This window comes from Rhizobium sp. CC1099 (genome assembly GCF_029714385.1).
In the GTDB taxonomy this organism is placed as follows: domain Bacteria; phylum Pseudomonadota; class Alphaproteobacteria; order Rhizobiales; family Rhizobiaceae; genus Rhizobium.
The window spans coordinates 1,884,288-1,909,720 of the sequence record NZ_CP121642.1 but is presented as its reverse complement, the minus strand read 5'-3'; the positions used below and the strand labels follow the sequence as shown (position 1 = coordinate 1,909,720).

The window sequence follows — 25,433 nt, the reverse complement described above, 5'->3', positions numbered from 1 at the left end:
GATAAGCCCTGGAGACAAGGTTATGTCGGTCGATAGAAAAAATCTGGGTGTGAGAGATCGCGCCGCAACGGCACTTCCGGAAGCGGCTGATATCGAGTCGGCCGTTTACGACGCGTTGGCATGTGCCGCCGATATTGATCCAACCTATATTTTCGTATCGGCTCACGGAGCCGAGATCACTCTTTCCGGCTGGGTCTCCGGCCGCGCCGAGATTTCCAGGGCCGTGGAGGTTACTCAGCAAACCAAGGGCGTGCAAAAAGTCCGCAATGAATTATCGCAAACTTTGTGACCGCCGTCTTCACCATGACGGCGTGACCTTTTCGAAAAATCAGTTACGGCGCCGAAGTTAGTCGCCGAAGGATCGTCGTCGGTTTCACGGTAACATATATTCCCGCTACCAAGGGCCTCGCCAAAGAGCGACGGTGATCATGAAGACTGCAATCATATTTGACTGCGAATTTCTTTGCCTTGAAGGTTCGCAATACCGATTTTGGTGCGCGGCTCACGATCCCGATAAAATCATAGACGCAAATGTCACGGCGGGTATCGCCGAGCCAGCCTCTGAGGATTGATCGCTACGCTTTCAAAGCCCCATGGCTTTTGCAACGATCCAAGTTGGAACTCCTGCCGTCACCGCTGACGCCAGCACTATCGAGACGACCTTTATAGCGTAAGCCCGACGCTCGCGGGCGTCATCCCACTCATATCCCATCGACCAACTCCCCAACCTGTTCTCAAATAGAACCATCGAGGTCAGGGACGAGTCGAGTCACGATTCCTCAACGTCGTTAACACTGTGAGCGCGTGCCCCGATGAAGCTCGGCCAGTCCGATTCCCACATCACGATCGGCCCCCGGGCGAGAGCCACCCGCAATTGTGGGTGAGGCTCAAGCTTTCATGGCTTGGTGCGGCGGGGGCCTCGATGTGCGATCCACCTGCCGCGGAACACGGGGTTCATGCGACGCTTGTGGACATCAGCCGGCCCCGCAGGGCTTGAAAACGAGACAGGCCGCATCCGCCGATGTGTGGAAGCACGTCCATCCATTACCCACCCAATCTTTAGGGCCCGAAGCCGTCTCCGTATGTACAAAAAAATGCCCGCCAAAGCGGGCTAGTGTGACGAAGAGGGACGTTAGCGACCACGTCCGGCAAATGAACGCATGACAAAAACGATAGTTCCTTCGCTAGCCGATTGTGGGGCATGGAGGACGGCGCATAGCACGTATCAGGGGTGAACTATTTACCCGGCCGGAAATCCATTACGCAACGGTCGGGCGTTCAAATGTTCCCGTTCGAAACGCTGGGAAGGCAGCACGATTCCGGCCAGCGGGCTGCATATCTTAATACAAAATGCCCCGCAATGGCTCGGCGGCGCTCAGTCTCGCGCTTTCCAAGCCAAGAACATGCCTTTGATTCAATGCATCTTATTGTCGCGACATGCGTTGTGAATGGGACGGCAACCAGGAGGATGAAATGACATGATCAAGCGCAAGCTCACCGATGCGAGCTCCGAGGAACGCTACGCTCGGCGCAACGAGAAGGGACGGTTTGAGGCGAGCGCCGACGTTGGCGGCTTGCTTTTCGCCGATTGCCGTCACAAGGCGAAAGACGAGCCAAAGGCCGGCGAATGTGACCGCGCAACCGCCACACCGAGCTCTGATTGGCCGTGAAAATCGCCACCTTCAACGTCAACGGTATAAATGGCCGGCTCGATGTTCTCCTGCGCTGGCTGAAGGAAGCCTCGCCGGATATTGCATGTCTGCAGGAGCTGAAAACGCCTGACGAGAAGTTCCCGCGACGCGCGCTTGAGAAGGCGGGATATGGGGCCATCTGGCATGGCCAGAAAAGCTGGAACGGTGTCGCCATCTTGGCGAAAGGAAAAGAGCCTGTGAAAACCAGGCGTGGACTGCCCGGCGATCCTGACGACACGCATAGCCGGTATATTGAAGCAGTTATCGACGGCATCATCATCGGGTGCATCTATCTTCCCAACGGCAATCCGGCGCCAGGCCCGAAATTCGACTATAAGCTTCGCTGGTTCGAGCGCCTTAAAAGCTACGCTGCCGAGCTTCTGGAACTGGATGTTCCAAGCGCGCTGATAGGTGATTTCAACGTCATGCCGACCGATATCGACGTTTACGCCCCTGAGCGATGGCGAGACGACGCCTTGTTCCGGCCCGAGGTGAGGGCGGCCTACGCTGATCTTGTTTCGCAAGGCTGGACCGATGCGATCCGGCATCTTTATCCTGATCAACGCATCTACACATTCTGGAAATATTTTCGAAACGCGTTCGCTCGCGACGCCGGCCTTCGCATCGATCACTTTCTGCTAAACGCATCGTTGGCCGAGGATCTGGTAGCTGCGGGCGTCGACAAGTCTGTCCGATCGCTACCGCACGCGAGTGATCATGCGCCAGCTTGGATAGAAATCCGCGATTGACAAAAACCGCGCAGTGGGCGGCGCTGGTCGAGCGCCGTCTATGAATTTTGATTCATATGTGAATTCAGGGCTCCGTCAAAGGAGGTCCTGATGGGGAGTTGTTGTTGTCGGGCCGCATCTTCCGCTGTCTCGCGGCTTTCCGCGCTTGACGAACACAAGGTGCGCGCATCGCCTGTGTGTGATTTGAGGTCGAAGGACGCCTGCCGGCGGGAGCGAGTTTGGTAGAGCTTAAAGCATCTCGAACGACGATTGACGCAGAAAATCGCCAATCGCTTCGGCAGACATCGGGGCGCCCAAGAGGTTTCCTTGCAGTCGGTCGCATTTTTTTCTGCCAAGCCAACCCGCTTGACCGGCGGTCTCGACGCCTTCTGCCGTAACCCGCATCCCCAATCCATGTGCAAGGCCGATGATGAAGCGCACGATCGTCTGGCTCTTCGGGTTCGTCTCGACATCATTGATGAAGTGCTTGTCGATCTTGATCGTGTCGAACGGGAAGCTCTGTAAGTAGCTCAGGGACGAATAGCGAGTGCCAAAGTCGTCGAGCGCGATCCGGGTGCCCAAGACCTCAAGGGTGTGGAGCGTGTCGAGGTTGTTGGTCGTGCGCTCAAGCAAGACGGTTTCGGTTATTTCGAGCTCCAGTCTATCGGCCGGGAACCCGACCTCGTCGAGGATCCGGGTTATTCGGTCGGTGAAGCCGGCGCGCAGGAATTCCGCCGGAGAAAGATTGACCGATACAATAAAATGCGAGGGCCAGGTCGACGCCTCACGGCAAGCCTGTTCGAGCACCCACGCTCCAATATCGCCCATCAGGCCGTCGGCTTCGGCCATGGGAATGAAAAGGCCCGGCGGAACAACGCCAGCATAAGGGTGACGCCAGCGCAGCAGGGCCTCGAAGCCTATGATCCCGTCCCCAATCTCGACGAGGGGCTGATACTCAATGAAGAACTGTTGTTCCTGCAGGGCAACACGTAAGCTGCGCCTCAGCATCTCACGCTGTTCCAGCATAATCATCATCGAGCGGTTGAACGTTCTCGCGCGGCCGCGTCCGTCATTCTTGGCCGCGTAGAGCGCAATGTCGGCAGCCTTCATCAATTGTTCGCCGTCGTTGCCGTCAATCGGGGCAATGGCAATTCCGACGCTTGCGCCCACAAACACACTGATCCCGTCGATGGTAAACGGATCTTTGAACGCACGGACCAGGGATTCGGCCAGACGCTCTGCTTCAGCGGGCTGGTCGTCACAGGATTGAATGACGGCAAATTCATCGCCTGCGAGCCTGTAGGCGGTCTCACCGTCGCGAAGAACGGCCTGGATCCGTTCCGCCGTCATCTTGAGCACGATATCGCCGGCGCCATGACCAAGGGTGTCGTTGACCGGCTTGAAGTCATCGAGATCGATCTGCATCAATGCAAGCTTGTACCCGGCAAGCATCGGGAGATTCGCCTGAAGGTCGCTGCTGAACTGGCGACGGTTGGCCAGTCCCGTCAATGCGTCATGCCTAGCCTGATGAAGAAGCAAAGCTCGATCTGCATCTCCATTCGGCGCCTTCGAACGAGCCGTCTCGGTTCGCGACTCGATGACGCCGAGTCCGCGTTCTGTGCTGAAAAGGAGAAGATTGCGCCCGTCATTGGACGCGCCAGGTTCAATCGCGATATTGCACGGGATGGCGCCGGCAAGCACGGCCTCGACAAGCGATTTGCGGTCGGGGTCCAGCAGCTCTGGATATACCTGCCAAAGAGTCGCATCGGCCGCGGCTACGATTCTGTAGGCCTGCGCAACCTTTGCAGAGCATTTTACCAGTCTTAGGCTATTCCCATAATAAGAAACAAATTCATCAGCTTGACCGTTCATAGACGCAGCCACATTAGAATCTTTCATTCCCACCTCAGGCTGTTGAGACATTGCTAACATGCTGAAGGTCATTTTTTCAATCAGGTTTCGCTTTGGTTAGCAAGATAACAACTAGGGAGCGTCAAATGAAAAGAAAGTGTCCGGAATCGGCCTTCATTCAGATCCCTCGCGATCCTGCCGGCATATCGAAAAGTGCGGTATGGACGCAGCATCTGCCACCAAAGCCAGCTTCGCAATCAAACGCCCGTCGGGAGAGGCAAACAACGTTCATATGGTGACCACACGAGAGAAGCCTCGTGCTTTTTATCGCGCCGATCAGCGAGATTGCGGCCGGCTCGGAGCGTCTTTCTACGCCCTCTCGTGGATAGCGTCGCGGATAGCTTCGATTGCGACCTTGATCTTTCGCGCTGTTTCGGCATCGATCCCCACAACTTCGCTGATGCACTTCGAAACTTGCGCGGTACGATCCTTAAGCGCCCGACCCTCAGCCGTGAGGTGAAGAAGCACCTGGCGCTCGTCCTTCCGATTGCGTGTGCGAGTGACAAGACCCGCCGACTCCAGTCGCTTCAGCAAGGGCGTCAAGGTACTGGAGTCCAGGAACAAAGCCTCTCCGAGTTCCTTGACGGTGCGTCCGTCGCGGCTCCAGAGCGAAACCAAAACCAGATATTGAGGGTAGGTAAGACCGAGATCGGCAAGCAGGGGCCGATAGAGCTGGTTGAAGGCGTGGCCCGCCGAATAGATGGAAAAACATAGCATTTTTCCGATATCAGGGGGGTCGAGTTCAGTATCGGCTGCGTTGGCGTTCATGGCACTCTCCATCCTTCTGAAAATATTTTGTGCGCGATCTGTTTGCAAGCTATTGACTGCAATATCCCGCTCGTCTATTTAGATTGCACACAAATAAATAGCACGCAACTTACATCCGAATGCTGCTTCGCTAATTTCAGTGCCACCACTCCGAGACCTGAAACCACCAACGATAGAAAGGAAATGACATGTCCAAGTTTGTTACCGCCGTCGCCCTTGCTGGTGCTCTTTTTGCAGGTGCCGCTGCCGCACAGTCGGCCAAGCCCACCGTCGTCCTCGTGCATGGCGCATTTGCCGACTCTTCGAGCTGGAACGGCGTCATCCAAATTCTCGAAAAGGACGGCTATCCGGTCGTCGCCGCGGCCAACCCACTGCGCAGTGTTTCGAGTGATGCCGCATATGTCTCAAACGTCGTGAGCAGTATCGAAGGCCCCGTCGTTCTCGTTGGCCACTCCTATGGCGGGCAAGTGATATCGAACGCGGCAAGGGGGCATGACAACGTCAAGTCGCTTGTCTATGTCGCAGCCTTCGCACCGGAAGCTGGAGAAGCGGCAGCGGACCTGGCCGGCAAATTTCCGGGTGGCACACTTGGCCAAGCGCTCGCGGCCCCCGTCAAGTTGCCCGATGGCGGCGTAGACCTTTACATCGACAAGGCAAAGTTCCACCAGCAGTTTGCTCACGACGTACCGTCGGAACAAGCCGCTCTTATGGCGGCGGGACAGCGCCCGATCGCCGAGGCGGCGCTGACTGAGAAATCCGGCGAGCCCGCCTGGAAAAACTTGCCTTCATGGTTCATCTATGGCGATGGTGACAAGAATATCCCGGCAAAGGCGCTAGGCTTCATGGCGGAGCGGGCAGGCTCCAAGCACACTGTCGTGGTCGAAGGCGCTTCCCATGTCGTGATGACCTCGAAGCCGCAAGTCGTCGCCGACTTGATCGAAGAAGCCGCGCAATAGAGGCCTCTGCCATTTCGCAATCGAAAGGGGCCGGTGCGTCCTCGCACCGGCCCACCTTCGTGCCGATGCGAATCGGGTGCTTCCCGCAATGCGCTGCTGCGATATTCGAAGGATCTGGCCGGTGCCACGGCTGATGCCGAGCATCATGTCCCGGCCGACTCCGGATAGTTGATAGGCAAGCCTAGGTCGGGAGATCGTGCATTCCTCTGACACAGCTTGCGCGGATTGAGGTTCCCGAGGGAATCCGTCACAAGGGGCTTAATGCAACTCAGCTCCGGCTTGTCATGGGCGTTCCAGAAAAGTCCGAACTAAGCCGGCCACTCGTTCAGGGTCTTCCCAGTGGAGGTTATGGCCGTGGCCGGGAAGAGAAATGAGCTCCGCGCCGGCGATCGCTTCAAGCATCTGGGCCTGATGTTTCTTAGTCGCGATCATATCCTCCTCACCTCGCAGGATGAGGGTCGGCGCGGAAATATCCTGGAGAAGTGGCGACGGGTCATAGGCAAGCTGCTCGTAATAAATCGAATGCCAGATGCGTGACGGCAACGCGGCGCTTTCGCGTCGAGCATGGGCAAGAAAATTCTCGTCGACTGGAGGTTTTCCAGCACACCATTCCCGTATGAATGCGCATTCTGGATCGATCGGATCGCGGAGCATCTGAATGTTTTCCCACAACCACCCCCGACGTTCGCGCAGCGCGGCCGAGGTCGATAAGAGTACGATTTTGCGAACGAGACGAGGCCAGCGCTCAGCGACCGCTTGCGCAAGCCGCCCACCAAGCGAATGGCCGACCACGTGGGTCGGCACAAGACCCAGCGTCTCTATGAGGAACCGGACATCAGTTGCCATCTCGGGTATCGTGTAGCAGCCCTCAGGCTTGTCAGAATGCCCGTGGCCGCGCAGGTCCAGCGCAACCACGCGGAAGCCTGTCGCGAGATATGGCGCGGCGAGGCTCCAACTTCTGGCGCTGTCGGTAAATCCGTGGAGCAGGAGGATCGGCACGCCGTCAGGGTCGCCCATCTCGACATAGGCAAGCCGAAGCCCATTCGAAAGAACGGCGTTCCGCTTCAGCGCCGAAAATTGCTCTTGCGAAATCGGTTCGACCAAACGTTCACCCTCAATGCCAACTTCATAATGTTAGCATGACCCGTGGGGATTGGTGAGGTCCGCTTTCGGAGCCAGAAACTAAGCAAGATCGCCGCCGTCGATCCCGATGACGTGTCCGCTGATATAGGAACTGGCATCGCTGGCGAGGAAAACGACCAGGGACGCAACCTCCTCCGGCGCCCCGGCGCGCCGCATAGGGTAGGGGCCAACGAGTTGTTCGGTCGTCACTTTCCAGTCGCGCCGCACCCGCTCGAGCATCGGAGTCTCGATCGCTCCTGGCGCGATGGCGTTGATGCGTACGTGCCGTCCGTACTCCTGTGCGGCGGCGCGAGTCATGTGGATGACGGCAGCCTTTGAAGCTCCGTAGGCGACGATGTTTGGAAAGGCATGCCGGCCGCCGATCGAAGACATGTTGATCATCACCCCTTCGGAGCGGACGAGATGCGGCAGCTCGTATTTCATTGCGACGAAGACACCGCGCAGGTTCGTCGCAATCTGATCATCGAAGCCGGCAATATCGGTGTCGGCGATTGGCGCTGGCGGCAGGTCGATGCCAGCATTGTTGAAGGCAATGTCGAGGCGGCCGTAACGCTCGACTGTTTCAGCTACGAAACGCTCGACCTGATGGGCGTCGCGCACGTCCGATTTGATATAGACGACCTCGCCGCCAGTGGCCCGAATCCGCCCTTCCACTTCGCGCCCGAGTGCTTCTCGCCGGCCGTTGAACGCAACCTTGGCTCCGGCCTGAGCTAGGACGCCGGCGGTCACCGCGCCGATGCCAGACGTTCCCCCGGTAACGATTGCGACTTTACCCTGAAGGACACCGGGAGCCTGCGCCGCTGCCGGTTTAGCGGCGAACCCCGCGCCAACCGTTGCGCCAGCAACAAGCATGCCAGTGAGAATGTCGCGGCGTGGCAGAACCATTGTGTCGGATATAATTGCGTCGGTCATGTCCTATCTCCTCTACCGTCGATGGGCAGAGCCTAACTGAGGAAATTCCCGGGAAAAATCCCAATCTCCTTTCAGCATTTTAAAGCATGGGTTAATAATCGACGCATGAGCTTGCGACAGGATCCATTCTTTGGCCTCCCAGCTTTCCTTGCGGCGGCGGCGGCGGGCAGCTTCACCGCAGCGGCTGCGCGACTGGGTGTGTCGCCAGCTGCCGTAAGCCAGGCGGTGAAGTCCCTCGAAGAAAAGCTTGGAACGCCGTTGTTCATCCGCACGACACGGCGCGTCGGCCTGACGGAAGCCGGCGCGGCTCTGCTGGCGCGCACCGCTCCTGCGGCCGCCGAAATCATCGCCGCTGTCGAGGACGTCGCCTCAGTGCACGAACCGTCGGGATTGTTGCGCCTCACAGTGCCGCGCATGGCGGTGCCGTTGGTTATGGAGCCTGTCGTTCCCGCGCTGAGGCGCGAGTATCCGAGGGTCGCAGTCGAAGTGGCGGTCGAGGATGCGACAATCGACCTGTCCGCACGCAGTTTCGATGCCGGCATCCGCATCGGCGAGTATGTTGAGCGCGATATGGTCGCGGTGCGTCTTTCCCGGGACATTACCTGGGCGGTCGTGGCGAGCCCCGCATATCTCGCCGCTCGCGGCCGACCGGAGGCACCACAGGACCTGGCAGGCCATGAGGCAATTCGGTATCGCTTTCCGAATTCGGGCGCGCTCTACAGGTGGGAATTCGAACGCGACGGCCGGAGCTTCTCCGTCGACCCGCCGGGTAGCCTGATCGTCAACGACGGTGCGCTGCTCGTCTCCTGGGCGCGGGCCGGCCTTGGCCTCGCCTATGTCGCCGATATCGCCGTAGAAGCGGAATTGCGCGCCGGCCAACTTATTCGTGTGCTTGAGCAGTTCCTGCCGACGACGCCTGGTCTTTTCCTTTACTTTCCGCGGCGCGCTCAAGCCCAACCGAAGCTGCGCGCCTTCATCGATCTGGCAAGACAGGTCTTGCGGGCAGGACGCTGAGCGCGCTTGCCGCGGTCAGCCCAGAGACGTCATAATGGCGTCGATGTTAACCACGCTCGATGTTGAGAGAAGCTGCCCGTATAGCATGCGCTGTATACCGGGGAACTTTTCCTTCTCATGCGCGTTGTGGGTTGCACGCTTTTTTAGCGCCCTCCAGTCGCTGAAGTCGACGTGCACCGTAGTGCAGTGGGATCATCCCTTGGGCACTAGACTGATGGCTTGGGCTCGCCTTCGACCCCTCTCTAGACGAGCCCTTGTCGCAATAACTTCGTGAGGTACCTTACCCCGCTTTTGGCGGGGTTTCTGTTGGCTTCTTAGGGAGTGTTGAGGAAACCAACCATGACCAGAGACCATTTCTCTGCCCGTGAAATGCCTTTGCAGAACGACGATGTTGAAATCTGCAAGAGAATCTTCGATCGCATCTGTACTACCCATCACATAACGAGCGATGCTGAGCGCGACCAACTCGCAAGCCAGATCATCTATTTCTATCAGCACGGTGTCACCAACGAACAAAGCCTGGAGCGGCTAATTGCTAGCATCGCCGGCGATGAAAACATTGACGTGACCGAAACCTCGGTTCAGCTCACCGAAAAACAGAGACCAAGGTGATAGTTCGAATAAGCCCGCAATATTACGCCAGACGCGACGAAGATGGCAGCTGGTCGATTGTCGACACGGAGACGCGCAAGGTCGCTGTCATTGCTGAACGCTGCCGCTCGAACGCCTTGATGAAGCCACGGCCATGGAGATTTGTCGATGCCCTGAGAAAGAGGCATCTGACTTCTGAAGAACCCGGCGCCACCTCCGCTGAAGGTGCGCGACCGTACTAATCCTTTTTAGCTAGTTTGCTGGCGTGCTGACTTTTGGCATCATTTTTACAGGGACTCAAAGGACCGTGATTCCCAGTGCAGCGGGAATTGAGATGAGCTCCCGCGGCACGAGGTGCGACAGGGCTCGCCATTTTTGAACCTTTTGGACGAGCCCTCGTCGTATTCTTCAGGTCACGGCAGCAGTTTCTCGGTACGCACTTCGGGTAGCATGCAGGCATCGCCTGTCACCGAGCGCACTTCCGAAGATCTCGATCAGGCAACAGGTTGGAGGTTTGCGAGGGCTTCGGCGATCCGCTGCGGCGCCTTAGGACGCGCGTACATCCGCTCAAGATAAGCTTTGAGATTTGGACAGCCGTCAACCAGCCCATTTTCATTACCCCAGTCCACAACATAGGCGGTGACGCAATCAGCGATGGTTATTTTGTCGCCAACGATGAACTGACGCCCGTCCATGTGACGCTCAAGTATTGCCGCCATCGCCATAAACTCCTCTCTGGCGAGAGCTATGTCTTCTGGCAGTCGTTTGTCTTCGGGATATATAAAGGTGTGCTTGGCGATCCGCCACAGCGGCTGTTCAAGTTCGGTCACCGCAAACATAGACCAGCGATACGCCCGCGCCCGCTCCCTTAGGTCGGCAGGCATAAGCCCTTTGGCACCATACTTCTCTGCTAAATACATGACGATCGCGGCGGATTCTGTAAGTATAAGGTCACCGTCAACCAGCACTGGGAGTTTTCCGGCGGGATTGAGGCGCAGGAAGTCGGGGCGACGGTTTTCGCCAGCCAGGAGATTGACGGGCACAAACTCGAATTCCGCATCAAGCTCTTGAAGGGCCCAAAGTGCGCGAAGCGAGCGCGTCGGACCTAATCCATATAGTTTCATCATCTTGATTTCCTCCAGTTTCAAACAGACAGCGTCACGGCGTTGACAAGTGCGTAGGGGGTGGGAAGCAGAACGCTTCGGCCACTTAAGCTGCCAGAACCGAGGCCCCCGGGTGACCGATGTGATGTTTCTGGACATTTCCAACTTGGAACTGCACGCCAGTCCTCGGCCGAGCGGCCGGAACGTTGTAATGGCCTGCGACAATCATCATGTTCATTCTCCTCCCATCATTGAATTCGTCGTCGCATTCAAAGGACGTTGGAGGAAAATCCGATCCGACAGCGGGTCACAAAAAAGTCATCCGTGCTGCTTTCACGATATCGAAGGGGTGCAAGCGGCAAGGAACTTCTTTCACCGAGGCAATTCGACACCTCCTTACCCATTATGCCAGCAGCGCAGATTGGGTTCCTTGGCGGCTTGATTGTGATTTCTCGGGACGAAGGAGGGTCGCGCTCCTACTTCACGGTCCGTTCGACAATCCCGCACCTGCCCTGTCCTTCCGATCCTTGGCTTCTCCGGGCAGGGCAGGTGTTGCGGTTGCATTGAAGCAAAAGTGTAACGAAGACATTTCGTATTTCCTGCTACCATTGCGTGATCGCGGTTCATGCGGTTCCAGGCCGTAGAAAGAGCACGCGACGCCAAGGGTCGAGCGACCGGCGGCAGGGCCGCTATGAGGGATTTTTTTGCCATCCGGGGCAGGCGACAATCGCGGCGCGTGGCAGCGTGGATGAGATCATCAATTTGCAAGCAGACCTGTGGCCAGGTAACGGAAGGCCTGGGTGGCTTTCGGTAAGACATCTTTCGGATCTTCGCTGGCCGCAATCCAGAGAGCCGCATTGAGCGCGGCGCCATTCAGAAGCCGGGCGGCCGCCTCTGCATCCACTGGCTTCAAAATTCCTTGGGCGATCAGCCGCTTTACCGTCTGCTTTGTGGCCTGCAAGCAGTTGCTCTGACTAGGCCATTGCGATGGATCTCCGAGGACCGCTGGCCCGTCGAGCAGAACGATCCGCTGTACTTCGGGATCGAGCGCCATTTCGATATAGGCCGTACCCTCAGTAAGCAGCCCTTCCCAGGCGTTTTCCGCTCGGCCGCCGATCTCCTGCGCTCGCGAGGCCATTTCAGCGTCTATCTGGTTGACGACGGCGGCCAGAAGTCCACGCTTGTCCCCGAAGTTGTGGTAAAGCGCTCCCCGAGTGAGGCCGACCTCGGCGGTCAGCTCGTCCATGGAGGCGGCAGCGTAGCCTTTTTCGGCAAATGCCTTCCGCGCCGCCGCAACCAGCTTTGCGCGGGTCTCTTCCATCATCTCGACGCGTCGCTTTGCCATCTGATGACTCCTGTTTTTCACATACGTGACGTATATGTAATTGACATACGAGGCGTATGTCTGATATTTGGCATACGTGGCGTATATCAATGATGCGACAGCCTGTGAAGCTCCGCAAGCAGCGTTTTGCTCATCGAGCGCCACCCACCAAGATGAAGAGAGATCGACACATGACGCAACGCGACGCAATTTTTCCTGCCGATAGGCATGCACTTTACCAAGCACACGGCTATTCAGCCGCGATCCGCTCCGGCGACCTCCTCTTCGTCTCCGGGCAGGTCGGCAGTCATTCCGATGGGACTCCCGAACCTGATTTCCGGCGTCAGGTCGAACTGGCCTTCGACAACCTAAGGGCAACACTGAAAGCGGCAAGCTGCACCTTCGACGATATTATCGATGTGACCACGTTCCACACAGATCCCGAAAACCAGTTCGAGACCATCATGGCCGTCAAGAACCAGATCTTCAGCAGTCCGCCTTATCCCAACTGGACGGCAATCGGTGTGAACTGGCTCGCCGGTTTTGATTTCGAAATCAAGGTCATCGCTCGCATTCCTGAAGCGGCATAAGCTACTTCCTACCAGAGCGGTTGCTCAAGCTTACAGGGCGCAGCAGGGCAGCCGGGTGTTTTCGCTCGCGGCGGTGTTTGACGGTGTAAGCCGAGCAGATGCCGCCGGTGTCGCATGCAGCTGCACATTGCAAGAGCAGCCGTCATGTCCACCTGGGGGGCTCGCGCTTTCTGCCGTCTCGCGCGAACTGAACCGGTCGAGAACATGTGGCAATACACGTGGCCCAACCGGCTCTCAAACCGCGTCTTCGACACTTATGAGGTGATCATCGGCGCCGCTTGCGGGGCCTGGCGGAGACATTTCGCGCAAACCACAATGATCACCTGCATCGAAATGAAGGCTTGGGACACATGTCGGTCAGCCGTCATGACCGGTGGTTTTGTTTGAAGGAACCGCCTGCTTCTTCACTGAGGATGCCATCTGGGTGGCTGTCTGGACGTTGATCACCGCATGAGCGGCGAGGCCATTGAGATCATGCACTATGTGAAACCTGATTGGGGGCCGGCGAGCTATTGAATTCTCGTTCCGACGACACATATGGAGGCTACCACCCACATGTGATGGCATCCTGCAGCGATCTTGTCGCGCGTTTGAAGCTGTCCGGGTCGGCGAAGGGCGCTCCCCGAAAGGGTCGAGCGCCCTTCGGATTTACGAGGTTCAGACATCTGGGAAGTGAGCGCAGGGGCCTCGGCCGAGCCGCCGGAAATTTCCCCCGTATACCGCGCGTACCGCGCGCCCTATCCTACAACCGACTGCATTCGGCCCGAGGCTGTACGGCTTGAGGTACAGTGGGCGTCGGCTGAATGACGTTGGGCGAACGGGTCTGTGGCGTTGTCCTTTGTTGGATCGTGTTGAATCGGGCAGTGGCGGCGTATGCCTCGTCCTCAACAGATTTCCAGTCTCTCAAATACCGTATGGAAAAACTACGCGTTCCCCAGTCCCGAAACTGCTGAACATGCTTAAGCTCATGAACCCATAGCCCAGGATCGTTTGCTCCAGCTTCATCTCTGAAAATAACGGTGTCGATCAATGTAACCGCGTCTGCATCGCCATATCGCATGGCCAGGTCTGCGAGGTTCAGGGGGGCGCTATCACCAATTTTGAAAGTCACCATGTCATAGATCTGCTCATCGTAAAAGTTTCCGAGCGCTTGACGAAGCGCCGGCGGCATTGGCATCACACCGCTGGAGCGGGCCGTATTTCGTGATGCGATGATCCATTGCTCCAATGCCGTAGCTGCGGTCAAGACTTGGGCTTCCGAGCGAACGCGATCCAATTCCTTTCCAATATCCGCGATCTCCCAGCCGATGCGGCCAAAGATATTTGGCACGTCGCTTTGTGCATTGCCCGCTTCTCGCTGGACGTTGCGCAGAAATTGTTCGGGATGGCCGATGTCGCCAAGCCGAGCCCACGCGACAGCAAACGACACAGTGAGTAATAAAATCGTCATTGTCATCATGACGCACGTTCTCGTGAATTTGGCCACCGACAACAGCTCGGCACAATATCACAAGACGCTAATGTTAGCACTTGCGCACTAAATCTCGCCGGTTCGCCAATTCTGCTCGAACGCTCGCGCCCGTCCTATTGGAGGCTCGCATTCGGGTTGTACCCCGGCTGCGGGGCTGCCCTAGCATACTCGTTGTCGCACCATGGCGGCGTTAGGATCGACACCGGGCCAAGGCCGAGCAGGCTAGGAAAGTGCGGTACGTCGCCCATCTCGCCAGCGATCAGGTATTAGATTGGCGGAGGCCGGATCCGCGGGATCGTCCAAAGCTTTCGGCACGGCCGCGAGATCTCTATGAGCCGGATCGGTATGTCGACACGCTGAAGGTCAATCGCAGAACCGCCATTGATCCACAGGCATCGACCCTGAGTGTCGCAGCATCGTGAACCATTCCTTGCCCGGCACTGTTTGAATCCAGTTGCTTCCTTGCCCGCCGAATCCCGCGTGTAGTCTCCCTGATCAATAACCGAACTGGCTTCGACAGGATCGATCCACCTTCCGACATGGCTGCTTTGCTATGAAACGGAGCTACAACGGCATCTGTCAAAAGTCGCGCGGAGGTCCACTCCATCCACACCATCATGTGCTGCGATGGCGATTATCCGGGTTAGTGGCTCTTTGCCATTCCATTCGTCCCCGACTGCGATATCAACTCGCTTGCCGACAACCTGAAGAATGACCCGTCGGCCCGGTTCTTCGGCCGTATGCACCACGCCTTTGCATCGGTAGACGCTGGCAGGAAGCTTGCGCACCGCTTCCCGCAATGGTTCCAGGGAAAGTGGCGCGTACGTCTCGTAGCTCCATGTCTTGAAGGCTTGCAAGTGGTCATGCCGATGGCCGTGGGCGCTATGCTCACAATCATGTCCATTACAGTCGTGAGGATGGCTGCTCTGGTCACGAGAAGATGTGCCATCGAGCCGGGAGGGATCGAATCGACCCACCGATAGCAGGATTTCCAAAGGCACGTCGCCGCGGGATGTCTGGACGAGCCGATAGCGGTGGAACCGGTCGTCGAGCCATGCCTTGATCCGCTCGATCTCCTTCTGGGTGACAAGATCGACCTTGTTGAGGATGAGCATGTCTGCAAATGCCACTTGGCGGAGCTTTAGTTCCATCATCTCCGGTGCAGCAAAGATCTGCTCTGCGTCCACGACGCACATGATGCTGTCCAGCCTGATGCGGTCGCGCATATCTTCGTTCATGAAAGCCAGTGCGATTCCGGAAGGATCGGCCACCCCGCTGGCCTCGAGCAGGACGTATTCGGGCTTTTCAGGACGAGCCATCACCTGCGTCACCGCTGCGACCAGATCCTCGCGGATGTTGCAGCATACACAGCCGTTGGCGAGATTGATGATATCCCCGTCGCTTTCAATGCCGACAACCAGCTCGGCGTCGATGTTGATCGAACCGAAGTCGTTCACCAGCACCGCGACCCGAAGGCCGTGACCGCCATTGAGAATACGGTTCAGGAGTGTCATCTTGCCTGCTCCGAGAAAGCCAGTGAGGACGGTCAACGGCACCGCCTGCGCGGCAGATTGCTGGGGCGCGCAGAACGACGCCGCTTCGGTATCGCCTGGCGGGAAGATGATGTCGCGATCCATCGCTACTCCCTGCTTCCTTCAATAGCGTCGATGATGGCCTGGATATGCGCAGCCTTTTCCGACAGCTTGGTCTGGGCCTGTTTTGCCTTCACCAGAGCCATTTCGCGGACATCGATGGTATAGTCCCTCGGGTAATCCTTCTTCGGTTCGCGATACACATCCGGTGGGTAATATTTCTTGGGGTCGATGTCCCCGTTGAGAGTTTCCGGCTCCAATTGATCAGCAAGCGGATTTCGCGGATTTGGAAATGTAACTTTCAGATTTGTCGGCGTCAGGCCGAATAGCTCAACGGCCTCGGCAGGGCTCGGACGTGTCATGTTGCCGGAATCGGGAATTGCTGCCTTGCGCGACCAAATTGCATGCTTTGTAACATTGACGACCACGACGTCTGGCGCGCCGAACTGGAACAGCCCGTTATAGTGAATACGGATCCCGGCCGTAATCTCCGGGATCAACTCCTCGTCGTAAGTCGTATGCGTGACCATCGCGAGGCGCGGCTGGATCTTGTCGAACATGTAGCCCACCGCGTAATGGGGGCTGTGAGCCTGGTCGATCGTCGTACTCATGATGACTGACGGCATGCCCATTTTCATCGCCTGGAGATTGGCCGTGTCCGGCTGCACCTCGGTCACAAATACGTCCACCCCCTTCGCCAATTCCAAAGTGCGTTCGTCCGGTCGACCGTCGCCGGTCCAGACGAACGATAACCCGTTCCAGTCGAGCCTGTAGGCCGAGGCGCCGTCCTTGGTGTGCGATCGCCGCCAGTGACGGATGGTCACGCCATCCTTGTCGTAGCAGACGCCGTTGTCGTCTCGGAAATCGAACTCGTTGACCTCGACCTCGTAGCCGTCGCCGATCGGACAGGCGTTGAAGGAGTCCGTATGCCAACGCGTCATCATCTTCATGCCCTCGATCATCGTCTTGATGCCGTCCTCGGGCGTACGGCCAGATGGACCATGCACGCGCAGCGGCTTCCAGCGCCCCATCCAGGGGGCGAAAGCGAATAGATACGGCAGGTCCGCGTAGTGATCCACGTGAAGGTGAGTGAAGAAGATGTCGTTGACCACCGACAACGGCACGGCCATCGCAATGATGTTGCGCACGCAGCCGGAGCCGAAATCAAAGAAGAACCGCTTCCCGTTTCCGAGCTCCACCATGATGCAGGTGCCGGCCTGTGCACGGGTGACCGGGATCGGCGTACTGCCGATGAAGGAAATCCGCATCTCATCGGGTCCGAGCTGTTCCTGGCCCGGATAATAAACGTTGTTGCTCGCTAGGCCCGGGGTGGGTCGGTAGTAGGGTGGGAGCGTGATCCCGCCGCTCGGCACCCCACCATAAGGGTTTTTCGCCCGGGCCGCGGCTGGTGTTTCCCCAGCCGTTTGCGCCGATGACACGGTAGCCGTTGACAGAGCCGCGGCTCCGGCCAGTCCTGCTGCCTTGAGTGCCTCGCGGCGACTTATCGGCCGCTGACCAGCGCCAGCTTCATTGCGTACGATCTTTTCTTCTGTTGTTTCCGGTTTCATGGCGCGTTTACCTCACCGATCGAAGCCCTCCGGGACGGGTTCACAACCTCAGCCTTGAGGCAAAACCCTAGCAGTAGTACACACCGGCCGCGCAGCGCCGCACCGTGCGCCGTGCCACCCCGGCGACGCTCACTGGGGTACGGGGTCGTCCAACCCTCGCCTCGCTGGTCGCCACAAAACTGTGCACGCCCGGAATTGAAAGCTCCGATCCCAGTTCCAGCCCGAACAACGCCACCATCCCCGCCAGCACGGCGATTTTGAGTTTCGTCGATATGTTCATTTGGCCTCTCCTACGACAAAGTTATCTGGAAGCTCGTCGATATCGATAAGTTGCTTCGGGTCGTCGACCTTCTTGGCGTCCGTCGGGGGCTTAAAGCTGAAATCCTCCGCGTCCAATTCTGCACCGCTCTTCCATTCGCTGAACTGGACGCTGTATTGTGGCCCCTGGTCTATTTGACTGGACGTGATGATATATTTGCATGGGTACGGGTGCTCCCCTTGGGCGATCCATATCTGCCAGTCGACGTCCTTCGTCCGAAACGCGAGATGATCGCACTCAGTGCCAGCAATCACACCGCTGCCGAGATCCTTCACATCGACAACGTCGCGCATCAACTCGTCGTAGACGTTTGACTGAAGTAAATCAGCGCCCGGTACGGGAAGGTGATGCTTCGTTCTCAACTCCTCGATCAGATTGTCGATCGAACCGGGCACTTCGAACTGGGTGTAGAGATTGACGTCCTTGCCCATCAGCGTCAGAGACTTTCCGTCGAAGGTTATCTCGACATCGGCAAACCCGCCGAACCGTGTGGCGCGAATCTTGTCGGGACGAGCCATTCCCACCTTGCCTGAACTCGCCAATTGCAGTTTCTGATGTTCTGTGGTGACGACCTCGAAACTGGTATCGTAGGCGAACGAGACGGTTTTTTGTCCCGCCAGATAGTCGGACATCGCTTTGACCAGCTCCTTGGCCTCCGCTTCGCCAGCCTTTGCGTTCGAACCCGTTCCAGACACAATGATCAGTGCCAGCATAGCCGTTTGCGCTATCGTCCTCATCGAGGTAGCCTCCCTTGAACGTTCGTCAGGTATCGACCTGGTCCGGATTCATTTTGTGCAGGCTTCGAAAATGCATCTGTGGTTGAGGCGGAACGACGCAATGGCCGCCTGACCTCGGACCCAGACCCCGAGATGGTTTCGCCGACCACATTTAGCTGAACGCATCATTGGCACAACACCAGTTCAGCGTGTATATCTTGAGCAGTGAGAGGTCACCCAGGCATGTAGGCAGGCTAATCAAACCCGCCACATATTTGGCAGCGGCTTTAGTTGCTCCCCATTGGCCGAAACGCCCGCAATATAAGCATCTGCTACTAAACGTACTCCGCAAATGCAGCTCCGTCCATAGGCTGTTGCCGACATTCCTCGGCCTCGGTCGAGAGGAATGTGTGAAGCGCTTAAAATCGTTATCCACCCGTCGAGGCAAGCGGCGGCATCGCACACACGAGCAGTGCGACCCGCAAAGCCGATAGCCTGTTCAAGGCGCAGGTGAATACCAAATCGGCGATGTGTAGGCGCGCTCCTGGATTTCCATCTTGGCTTCCGGCGGCACTTTAATGCCGTAGTATTTGGCGTCATGGGCGGTCCATCGCGGCGTCGGGATCTCCAGCACCCGCCCGTAGTAGAAGGCGCTTTGCGCGGGGTCGAATTCCGGGTCGGTCCAGACGGCGACCAGTTCGGGCGCTCCGATCGTGTTCTTCCACGTCGCATTGTTGATGTCGACCGTGGTACCCACCGCTGGCAGCTTGCCGTCGACGCCGGGCTTGCGGTCGCCCGACCAGGCGACGTCATAGATCTTTTCATGGACCTCGCCGGCGGCGTCGACCCAGCCCTTGACGATCTGGTAGCGGTCGAGGTTCGCGCCGATCGGGTCTTTGAGGGCGGCAACCAGGAAGGTCGGTGCCTTGCCTTCGGGCGCCGACACCAAGTCGCCGCCCATCGGCACGCCCTTGAGATAGCCGGCGATGGCCGGATTTCTGGTGTTGGCGTCATCGGCGTTGAAATCCCATCCGCCGAATAGGCGCACCGCCATGCGTGGACCGGTCGTGGCATAGGTTTCGCGCCGCTCCATCGCATCCCACAGGGATTCGCGCGTGTTCTCCATGGCCCAAACGGCTGCATAGCCCGACGCGGAAACCTCCCAGTCCATGATCTTCACGCCGGTCTGCTTGTTATCGATGAACGCGGCGGTGGTGCGCTGCCGGCTCGGCTCCTGGGGCACTGTTTTGCCGAAGAAATTGTCTTCCTCCATCGCGCTCAGCGAGGTGTGCGCGTCACTGCTGCCGATCAATCCAAACTTGTAAGGATTGACCCCGAGTTGCCTGTCAAGCTTCAAGCCGTTTTTCAGCGCCGAGCGCGCATATTCGAACTCCAGCATCTCCTTGGTCTTTGCGACGCTTCCGTCGAGGTTTCCCTTATCCCATCGCTCGAAATCGGCGAACTCATCGTTCGGCGACAGGAAAGGATGCGCCTCGCTATCGCCCTTGGTCTGCGTCGCCTCGTAGAGCCGTTCCCACTTCAGGCGGGTTTCGGCATATTGGCTGTCGAGTCGCTTTCCCAAAGCCTCGACGATCGGAAACATCGTGCCGTTGCTTAGGTTGCCGTTGTGCGCAATGGCCAGCACGTTTCCGCCGGTCTTGCTTTCGTAGGCTTCCATCCACTTCCAGAGGTCGACCGGATTGTCGCTGCCCATGGGAGGATAGACCGTAAACGGTTCAACCTGGCTCGCCTTGTCGCCATTGTCGCGGAAGATGACGTTGCGATGCAGATTGTTGCCGCCAGTATTGGATGTCCATTCGTAGCCGATGAAAGCGGTGAAACGGCCCGGATCGTTGTACTCCTCTGCCGCGGCAATAGTTTCCTGCCAGGCGCCCCGATAGGCGGTCGTGCCGGGAAAATACATCAGATCCTTGGGGAAGGTTCCATGGGAAAAAGCGACGATGATCTCGATCGCTGCATCGGCCCCCTTGCCAGATTGAATCATGTCGTACCATTTGCGGCCGGTCGGATCGGCGAGCATCGCAGGCTTGCCGGCAAACAGGTCGGGGAAGAAGCCCATATTGTCGGAATGATCGGAAACGACGAGGAAGTCGAGCGGTCGCGACAGCTTTGCGGGCTGGCCAGTGGACGACATGAGCTCCTCGCCCCTGGCGAAGCGATAGGCGTCCCTTGGTCCCAGCCGGGCGCCAAAGGCGCCCGCGTCCATAGAGAAGGACGTATGCAGATGCGTATCGCCGAAAAGCGGCCGCGTCGGGAACTTTCGTCCCGCATAGGGCGAGTAGGGCCGCTTGGTCGGATAGAGCTGGTCGGCGGCATCCTTGTTGAGAGTTCCAGAATCGAGGGCAGGCGTGTCGTCCTGCGACACGGCGGGTGAAATGCCTGTCAGGGCTCCGACAAGGATAGCGGCCGAAGCAAGCAGTAATAGGTGATAGGTTTTCATTGTTTCCTCCATATTATTCGGTTGGTGCATGCCAAGCCAATTGTTCCCTGGAAACTGCTCATCGGAGATCATCGGACGGAGCGAGCCCACCCTCGGAGCTTCCGCCGTCATCGGCGCTTGAAAGGTATGCGGCGACTGCAAAACGCGATGCTTCGTCGAGCCCGACGCCAGCATTGAAGATTTCACGCAGCCGGGGCACGAAACGCGTCACTTTCCAGGCGAACAGATCATTTGCGACATAGCCGGCAAGCTCGGGATGAACCGCCAGCAAACGTCCATATGCATCGATGATCGATGGCTGCAATTCGACTGCCCCGCCTGTTCCCTGTACCGACAGCGCCTTCACAATTTCGAGCAACTCGCCGTTACTTCGGCCCGATTTAACGAAATATTCTTCCGCAAGCCGCGATACCCCGTCCGCGCCCGTCATCTCAATGAGCGCGGTTGCGTAAGCAGCGAGATTGGTCGTCAGCGCATACTTCGCCGCGGTCTTCAGTTTTGCGCGCACGAAGGCGATGTCATCCGGTCGGTCCGACGTGCCGAGCATGAGGATGTAAAGCCCATGCCATTCGGCATGAAAGAAGTCGTTGACGATCCGATAAATATCATCTCGCCCCACATTTATTTTGAGATTGCGCAGCGTTGCGTAAGGCGCGCGCCCGACCTCCAGAAAGGCCAGCTCCGCGAGCCTGCGATCTTCGTGCCGGAGGTAAGGGGCGAAGAATATCGCGCGTTCGGCTGGCGTCTTCGAGCCCGCATCCCAATCGGCGAGTTGGCGCATAACACCTTGATACTCGCTGCCCGCCAGCCCTAAGGCCCTCCAGATTCCGTCGGGGCGGTTCTGAACGAGAATGACCCGAAGCGTCGAATTGAGCCTGAGGGCGCGGCCTGTCATCGAATCGAGGAACAGAGGGATTGCGCTGCCGTCGTAGTGTCCTTTGAATGTTTCCTGGACCACATAGGAGAAAGGCTTTGCCGGATTCTCGCCGGCAAAAACCGCCGTACCACTTCCAATGACCTGATCGGCATTAGTCTCTTGGGGATAGGGCAAGCAGAGCACGCAGGCGTGAGCGGGCGTCGGAACGACGAGGAACGCAGCAGCAATCATGGGCATCAGCCAGGCCAGGATGGCGCTCATTGGCCCGCGAGCTGCAACTAACGCGAATGAGGTGTCCATGTGCCATCCCCCCTGATGATCTTAGAACGCCGCGACCCTTTCGATGACCCAGAACATAGCGATCGTGCCGATGGCGTATGGCGGCACGAGGTTAAGCCAGGCAGGCAAAGGCCGCTTGGCCAATCGGATGAGCGCGACAAGTGCAAGCACCGCTCCGATGAAAAGAAGCTGACCAATCTCCACCCCGACGTTGAAGAAAAGCAGCGCCAATGGAATCTGTCCCACTGGTAATCCAATCTCACTCAGGGAACCGGCAAAGCCGAAGCCATGGAGAAGCCCGAAGGCGAAGGCCACCAGCCAAGGTGCTCGGGCAGAAAGACGTCTGCGCCCCTGTCGAACGTGAACGATCTCGACCGCGACAAAGGCGATCGACAATGCGATCACGGCCTCCACAGGGGGCGAGGGTACATGAACAAAGCCGAGCGTCGCCAGCGCCAGCGTGATGCTATGGGCAACCGTAAATGAAGTGACGGTCTTTACGAGCAGCCAGTTCCCTTGCGTGATGATGAGAAGGGCAAGCACGAATAGCAGGTGATCGAATCCAAGCAGAATGTGCTCAATCCCGAGCGTGAGGTAAGTGGCGGCCACCATCCCGCGGGTTTGTGCCACAGGAATGGTGGCTTCCGGCGCGCCGGGCGTTAGCCGCGCGACCCATGGCCCGCCCCCGGCAAACTCGACCCTCACCAGCGCGTCTGTCATGGTGCTCCGTAGCCCGTCGATCAAGACCTTTTGGCCCTGGAGCGGCTCGATCGTCCGCATGCGCCAGGTCTGAACCATGGCGTTGCCAGTCGGGCGCGAGACGATCGGCGTGATGTTCTCAATCTTGCCCGAGAATACCGCCGAAAGCGCCAGCCTTGCGTCGCCACGCATCGGCGTCTTAAGTAGAACGCTGAACTCGTTGGGCATCTCCTCGCGGAGTTCGAGGTAGGCGGGACGTACTTCATGTGCGGAGGCAGCGACCAGCGACAGAAGGCCAATGCTGAGTGTCAACAGCACTAACACTACGCTGTAGTTCCAGATCCGCCTCATGGTGCTGCCGCCATGTCAGCGACACGGTCCGCACCGAGCAGTTCCTTCACGCTATCATCGAGCACGACTCCGTATTTCTCGCGAAGTCGAGCAATGTAGTCCCGATCTGCGCCTTTTTCTTTCTCACGTCGCCATTCCTGCCGTACCTCATCGCGAACCTCCTCAAAGGGGGGCTGCCTCCCGGCGCTGCTGTCAGCTATCGAGACGAGATGAAAGCCGTATCCAGATTTGACCGGCTCGCTCCACATTCCGGGCTTGAGAGCGAAAACCGCCCGCGCAAAATCCGGCCCGAACATGCCGGATACTGCCTGCTCGTCTGCATCGCGGACTTCGGCGTCAAGCAACAATCTGTCGCCAAGCATCGCCGCAAGCTCGGTATCGCGCGCGCTCTTTAGCTCCACAAGCGCCGCCTTTGCATCCGAGGAGGCGTCGTTGCGCAGCGCCGGGTTGAAGAAGATTTGCGTGAAAGACACCCGCGCCCCCTTTTGGAAGCGGGCGGCGTTGGCCTCATAGAATTGCCGAAGCTCTGCTTCCTTTGGCTCGACGAGACGCGAGGTATCCTCGACTATGAACTTCAGCTTTTGTGCCAGACGGCGGCGCACGACCGTGTCGTTCCTGTCAAGACCCATTTCCCGCGCCTCGCGGGCGAGCAGCTCCTCGGACACGAGATCGGCGACAAGCTCTTGCAGCTCCTGAGTACTCGGTGCGCGAAGCCACTGGTTGGCCCAGGTCTCCTTCAACCACCGTACCTCGCCTTCACCAATCCGGACCGGTTCGAGGTCGCTGGCATCGGTCTGTTCGCGGTCCAGCCATGCGTATCCGGCAAACAACAACGCGCCTCCGACGACGAAGTGGAGCAGTGGTTCCCTGAGGAGGTTCACAGGACGTCCCTTCAGATGCAGGATTGCTCACGAGGCATTGTCAAAGGCGGGATCACGAATATTCGAAACGGCTGAAATACTGATACCGTTTGGCGTGTTTGGCAAGGCGATAGTCGCCGACGACGACCAACCGTATCACCGGGCTTCGATAAGGGAAGGATGGGAGCAATTCACCGTCGCCGGCTGTAAGTGTATGCTTTCGCCTCATCGGCTGCAGGTTGAGGGCAACGGCCTCCGTATCCGAAGCGTAGGTCCGTCCTATCGTCGAATCGTTTCAGACGGGCAAACGCTGAGCGACAGCAGATCGGTCTCGGAGATAAAATTATCGCAGCAAGACCCAGCACGGCCGCTGCCGAAACGCGCCCCGGACTGATACCGGCCGCCCCGGCCGCCGTCGTCGATCCGGACACCAGAGACAACGACACCAACCAGGTGGGCGGGATGAATGGAGTGACAAATCGACCACAGTCCGCCAAGTTGAAATACCATGACAGCAGCCGACCGGCACCCGAAGGCTGGCGCCCTTGATGTTTGATCAAGCTACCAAGGGTTGCGTTGGTCGCACAGTGCAATTTTTCACGACCGATGTAACAGTAAGTTACTTAGCATTTTACTGATATTCGGGCAGCTTGTGTCGTAGGGGAATCTCGGCTGGACATCCAGGGGCAAGTCCATCGCCGATGAGTGAGGGATGATCATGAAGGCTACTTTGGTATGTACGGCCATTCTGTGCGCGGGCTTAGGAATCGCATCTCCCGGCCGCACGGCGGACATCACGCCGCTAGCGCCGGAAGCCAAAGCGATCGAAAGCCCTAGCGGATGGACGTTCACCGTCGCGCCTTACTTCTGGGGCGCCGGGATTTCCGGCGACATCGGGCAGTTCGGATTGCCGGAAGTTCAGGTGGACGCTGACTTTGGCGACATCTTGAAGAACCTGGACTTCGCCTTCATGGGGGCGGGTGAAGCCCGGTACGAGCGGTTCAGCATCTTCGGCGACATTATCTACACCAAGCTCGGAGCAGACGGGAACACCCGAAACGGCATCCTGGCCGACAGCGTCGACGTGACGTCGAAGGTGTTCTCTGGCCTTGTGGGTGTGGGCTACTCGGTTCTCGAAGATCAAACAGGGCACCTAGACGTCGTCGGCGGGATCAAAGTGTGGTCGGTCGACACAACCATCTCATTCAACGGCGGCCTCCTCGGCGGGATCGAAGCGAACGACAATGCGACCTGGGCCGATGCCGTCGTTGGCATCAGGGGCAACTACTTCTTCACACCGGAGATCTATCTCACCGGATGGGGGCTCGTCGGTGGAGGCGGCGCCGACGTTGACTGGGACGTGGCCTTGGGGGTCGGATACAAATTCAATGATGCGATCTCGGCAGTCGCGGGCTACCGTGCGCTGGGCGTGAATTACGACAACGATGGATTCGTCTTCGACGTCGTCGAGCAGGGTCCGATTCTGGGCATAGCATTCCGCTTCTAAGC

23 protein-coding genes and 2 pseudogenes are annotated in these 25,433 nt (G+C 58.1%); 10 read left to right on the top strand and 15 right to left on the bottom strand.

All coding sequences use genetic code 11. From position 1 onward, the window contains the following. Positions 1–22: 22 nt before the first annotated feature. The 4 genes and pseudogenes from QA644_RS30400 (at position 23) to xth (ending at position 2,440) form a co-directional block, all read left to right on the top strand. Complete coding sequence (locus tag QA644_RS30400) at positions 23–289, top strand: BON domain-containing protein (RefSeq protein ID WP_283072855.1); 267 nt, start codon at positions 23–25, stop codon at positions 287–289. 139 nt (positions 290–428) lie between these two features. Continuing rightward, a pseudogene (locus tag QA644_RS30395) lies at positions 429–521 on the top strand (exonuclease); the annotation flags it as partial. Between the two features lie 957 nt (positions 522–1,478). After that, positions 1,479–1,670: a hypothetical protein gene (locus QA644_RS30390; RefSeq protein WP_283072854.1), complete on the top strand. Its 192-nt coding sequence runs from the start codon at positions 1,479–1,481 to the stop codon at positions 1,668–1,670. Next, positions 1,667–2,440, top strand: coding sequence for an exodeoxyribonuclease III (gene xth, locus QA644_RS30385; RefSeq protein ID WP_283074058.1), 774 nt, complete (start codon positions 1,667–1,669; stop codon positions 2,438–2,440). The genes QA644_RS30390 and xth overlap by 4 nt, the downstream gene beginning before the upstream one ends. 228 nt (positions 2,441–2,668) lie before the next feature. Here xth and QA644_RS30380 read toward each other — a convergent pair whose 3' ends face one another. Continuing rightward, a complete protein-coding gene (locus tag QA644_RS30380) occupies positions 2,669–4,318 on the bottom strand; it encodes an EAL domain-containing protein (protein WP_283072853.1) in 1,650 nt (549 codons plus the stop codon). 321 nt (positions 4,319–4,639) lie between these two features. Continuing rightward, positions 4,640–5,098 (bottom strand): MarR family transcriptional regulator, encoded by a 459-nt coding sequence (locus QA644_RS30375; RefSeq protein ID WP_283072852.1) that lies wholly within the window; start codon positions 5,096–5,098, stop codon positions 4,640–4,642. Between the two features lie 188 nt (positions 5,099–5,286). Here QA644_RS30375 and QA644_RS30370 point away from each other — a divergent pair, with 188 nt between their 5' ends. Next, a complete protein-coding gene (locus QA644_RS30370; protein WP_283072851.1) occupies positions 5,287–6,054 on the top strand; it encodes an alpha/beta hydrolase in 768 nt (255 codons plus the stop codon). 282 nt (positions 6,055–6,336) lie between these two features. Here the strand turns inward: QA644_RS30370 and QA644_RS30365 are convergent, their stop codons facing one another. Then, the gene (locus tag QA644_RS30365) at positions 6,337–7,158 is read right to left on the bottom strand and encodes an alpha/beta hydrolase (RefSeq protein WP_283072850.1); all 822 of its coding nucleotides are present in this window, start codon (positions 7,156–7,158) and stop codon (positions 6,337–6,339) included. A gap of 78 nt (positions 7,159–7,236) precedes the next feature. After that, positions 7,237–8,109, bottom strand: a complete 873-nt coding sequence (locus tag QA644_RS30360; RefSeq protein ID WP_283072849.1) for an SDR family NAD(P)-dependent oxidoreductase — start codon at positions 8,107–8,109, stop codon at positions 7,237–7,239. 105 nt (positions 8,110–8,214) lie between these two features. Between QA644_RS30360 and QA644_RS30355 the strand changes: the two genes are divergently transcribed. After that, on the top strand, positions 8,215–9,123 hold the full coding sequence (locus QA644_RS30355; protein WP_194730692.1) for a LysR family transcriptional regulator: 909 nt from the start codon (positions 8,215–8,217) through the stop codon (positions 9,121–9,123). A 339-nt stretch (positions 9,124–9,462) separates the two neighbouring features. Next, positions 9,463–9,735, top strand: a complete 273-nt coding sequence (locus QA644_RS30350) for a hypothetical protein (RefSeq protein ID WP_246763403.1) — start codon at positions 9,463–9,465, stop codon at positions 9,733–9,735. Between the two features lie 473 nt (positions 9,736–10,208). On the opposite strand, the gene QA644_RS30345 is transcribed toward QA644_RS30350, so the two are convergent. Beyond that, positions 10,209–10,841, bottom strand: coding sequence for a glutathione S-transferase family protein (locus tag QA644_RS30345; protein WP_283072848.1), 633 nt, complete (start codon positions 10,839–10,841; stop codon positions 10,209–10,211). Positions 10,842–11,574: 733 nt separating this feature from the next. Beyond that, positions 11,575–12,162 (bottom strand): TetR/AcrR family transcriptional regulator, encoded by a 588-nt coding sequence (locus QA644_RS30340; protein WP_083636005.1) that lies wholly within the window; start codon positions 12,160–12,162, stop codon positions 11,575–11,577. Positions 12,163–12,332: 170 nt separating this feature from the next. Here QA644_RS30340 and QA644_RS30335 point away from each other — a divergent pair, with 170 nt between their 5' ends. Continuing rightward, positions 12,333–12,731: a RidA family protein gene (locus QA644_RS30335; protein ID WP_074072470.1), complete on the top strand. Its 399-nt coding sequence runs from the start codon at positions 12,333–12,335 to the stop codon at positions 12,729–12,731. 167 nt (positions 12,732–12,898) lie between these two features. Beyond that, a pseudogene (locus QA644_RS30330) lies at positions 12,899–13,022 on the top strand (IS630 family transposase); the annotation flags it as partial. Positions 13,023–13,473: 451 nt separating this feature from the next. Here QA644_RS30330 and QA644_RS30325 read toward each other — a convergent pair. The 9 genes from QA644_RS30325 to QA644_RS30285 all read right to left on the bottom strand — a co-directional run bounded on the left by QA644_RS30325 (position 13,474) and on the right by QA644_RS30285 (position 23,945). Next, positions 13,474–14,190, bottom strand: coding sequence for a DUF4157 domain-containing protein (locus QA644_RS30325; protein ID WP_283072847.1), 717 nt, complete (start codon positions 14,188–14,190; stop codon positions 13,474–13,476). Between the two features lie 563 nt (positions 14,191–14,753). Beyond that, positions 14,754–15,839 (bottom strand): GTP-binding protein, encoded by a 1,086-nt coding sequence (locus QA644_RS30320; protein WP_283072846.1) that lies wholly within the window; start codon positions 15,837–15,839, stop codon positions 14,754–14,756. A gap of 2 nt (positions 15,840–15,841) precedes the next feature. Then, positions 15,842–17,362: a guanitoxin biosynthesis MBL fold metallo-hydrolase GntH gene (gene gntH, locus QA644_RS30315; RefSeq protein WP_283072845.1), complete on the bottom strand. Its 1,521-nt coding sequence runs from the start codon at positions 17,360–17,362 to the stop codon at positions 15,842–15,844. A gap of 67 nt (positions 17,363–17,429) precedes the next feature. Beyond that, positions 17,430–17,642 carry a hypothetical protein gene (locus QA644_RS30310; protein ID WP_022712582.1) on the bottom strand — a complete coding sequence of 71 codons (213 nt, stop codon included), beginning with the start codon at positions 17,640–17,642 and terminating at the stop codon, positions 17,430–17,432. After that, complete coding sequence (locus tag QA644_RS30305) at positions 17,639–18,394, bottom strand: DUF2092 domain-containing protein (RefSeq protein WP_283072844.1); 756 nt, start codon at positions 18,392–18,394, stop codon at positions 17,639–17,641. Before QA644_RS30305 ends, QA644_RS30310 begins: the two co-directional genes overlap by 4 nt. A 502-nt stretch (positions 18,395–18,896) precedes the next feature. Next, entirely contained in the window at positions 18,897–20,858 is a 1,962-nt protein-coding gene (locus QA644_RS30300) for a DUF3604 domain-containing protein (RefSeq protein ID WP_283072843.1), read from the bottom strand. 58 nt (positions 20,859–20,916) lie between these two features. After that, positions 20,917–22,035, bottom strand: coding sequence for a hypothetical protein (locus QA644_RS30295; RefSeq protein WP_283072842.1), 1,119 nt, complete (start codon positions 22,033–22,035; stop codon positions 20,917–20,919). A 21-nt stretch (positions 22,036–22,056) separates the two neighbouring features. After that, positions 22,057–23,064 (bottom strand): HupE/UreJ family protein, encoded by a 1,008-nt coding sequence (locus QA644_RS30290; protein ID WP_283072841.1) that lies wholly within the window; start codon positions 23,062–23,064, stop codon positions 22,057–22,059. Then, positions 23,061–23,945 (bottom strand): peptidylprolyl isomerase, encoded by an 885-nt coding sequence (locus QA644_RS30285; RefSeq protein WP_283072840.1) that lies wholly within the window; start codon positions 23,943–23,945, stop codon positions 23,061–23,063. Before QA644_RS30285 ends, QA644_RS30290 begins: the two co-directional genes overlap by 4 nt. A gap of 697 nt (positions 23,946–24,642) precedes the next feature. On the opposite strand from QA644_RS30285, the gene QA644_RS30280 reads away from it, so the two are divergent. Next, positions 24,643–25,431: a hypothetical protein gene (locus QA644_RS30280; protein ID WP_283074057.1), complete on the top strand. Its 789-nt coding sequence runs from the start codon at positions 24,643–24,645 to the stop codon at positions 25,429–25,431. Positions 25,432–25,433 lie beyond the last annotated feature (2 nt).

Excerpts from the sequence above, each read along its gene's own strand:
- QA644_RS30380 (WP_283072853.1), bottom strand. The coding sequence starts at position 4,318 with ATGAAAGATTCTAATGTGGCTGCGTCTATGAACGGTCAAGCTGATGAA.
- QA644_RS30390 (WP_283072854.1), top strand. The coding sequence starts at position 1,479 with ATGATCAAGCGCAAGCTCACCGATGCGAGCTCCGAGGAACGCTACGCT.
- QA644_RS30375 (WP_283072852.1), bottom strand. The coding sequence starts at position 5,098 with ATGAACGCCAACGCAGCCGATACTGAACTCGACCCCCCTGATATCGGA.
- QA644_RS30355 (WP_194730692.1), top strand. The coding sequence starts at position 8,215 with ATGAGCTTGCGACAGGATCCATTCTTTGGCCTCCCAGCTTTCCTTGCG.
- QA644_RS30295 (WP_283072842.1), bottom strand. The coding sequence starts at position 22,035 with ATGGACACCTCATTCGCGTTAGTTGCAGCTCGCGGGCCAATGAGCGCC.
- QA644_RS30350 (WP_246763403.1), top strand. The coding sequence starts at position 9,463 with ATGACCAGAGACCATTTCTCTGCCCGTGAAATGCCTTTGCAGAACGAC.
- QA644_RS30335 (WP_074072470.1), top strand. The coding sequence starts at position 12,333 with ATGACGCAACGCGACGCAATTTTTCCTGCCGATAGGCATGCACTTTAC.
- QA644_RS30290 (WP_283072841.1), bottom strand. The coding sequence starts at position 23,064 with ATGAGGCGGATCTGGAACTACAGCGTAGTGTTAGTGCTGTTGACACTC.
- gntH (WP_283072845.1), bottom strand. The coding sequence starts at position 17,362 with ATGAAACCGGAAACAACAGAAGAAAAGATCGTACGCAATGAAGCTGGC.
- QA644_RS30360 (WP_283072849.1), bottom strand. The coding sequence starts at position 8,109 with ATGACCGACGCAATTATATCCGACACAATGGTTCTGCCACGCCGCGAC.
- QA644_RS30370 (WP_283072851.1), top strand. The coding sequence starts at position 5,287 with ATGTCCAAGTTTGTTACCGCCGTCGCCCTTGCTGGTGCTCTTTTTGCA.
- QA644_RS30300 (WP_283072843.1), bottom strand. The coding sequence starts at position 20,858 with ATGAAAACCTATCACCTATTACTGCTTGCTTCGGCCGCTATCCTTGTC.
- QA644_RS30310 (WP_022712582.1), bottom strand. The coding sequence starts at position 17,642 with ATGAACATATCGACGAAACTCAAAATCGCCGTGCTGGCGGGGATGGTG.
- QA644_RS30345 (WP_283072848.1), bottom strand. The coding sequence starts at position 10,841 with ATGATGAAACTATATGGATTAGGTCCGACGCGCTCGCTTCGCGCACTT.
- QA644_RS30340 (WP_083636005.1), bottom strand. The coding sequence starts at position 12,162 with ATGGCAAAGCGACGCGTCGAGATGATGGAAGAGACCCGCGCAAAGCTG.
- QA644_RS30320 (WP_283072846.1), bottom strand. The coding sequence starts at position 15,839 with ATGGATCGCGACATCATCTTCCCGCCAGGCGATACCGAAGCGGCGTCG.
- QA644_RS30325 (WP_283072847.1), bottom strand. The coding sequence starts at position 14,190 with ATGATGACAATGACGATTTTATTACTCACTGTGTCGTTTGCTGTCGCG.
- QA644_RS30305 (WP_283072844.1), bottom strand. The coding sequence starts at position 18,394 with ATGCTGGCACTGATCATTGTGTCTGGAACGGGTTCGAACGCAAAGGCT.
- QA644_RS30400 (WP_283072855.1), top strand. The coding sequence starts at position 23 with ATGTCGGTCGATAGAAAAAATCTGGGTGTGAGAGATCGCGCCGCAACG.
- QA644_RS30280 (WP_283074057.1), top strand. The coding sequence starts at position 24,643 with ATGAAGGCTACTTTGGTATGTACGGCCATTCTGTGCGCGGGCTTAGGA.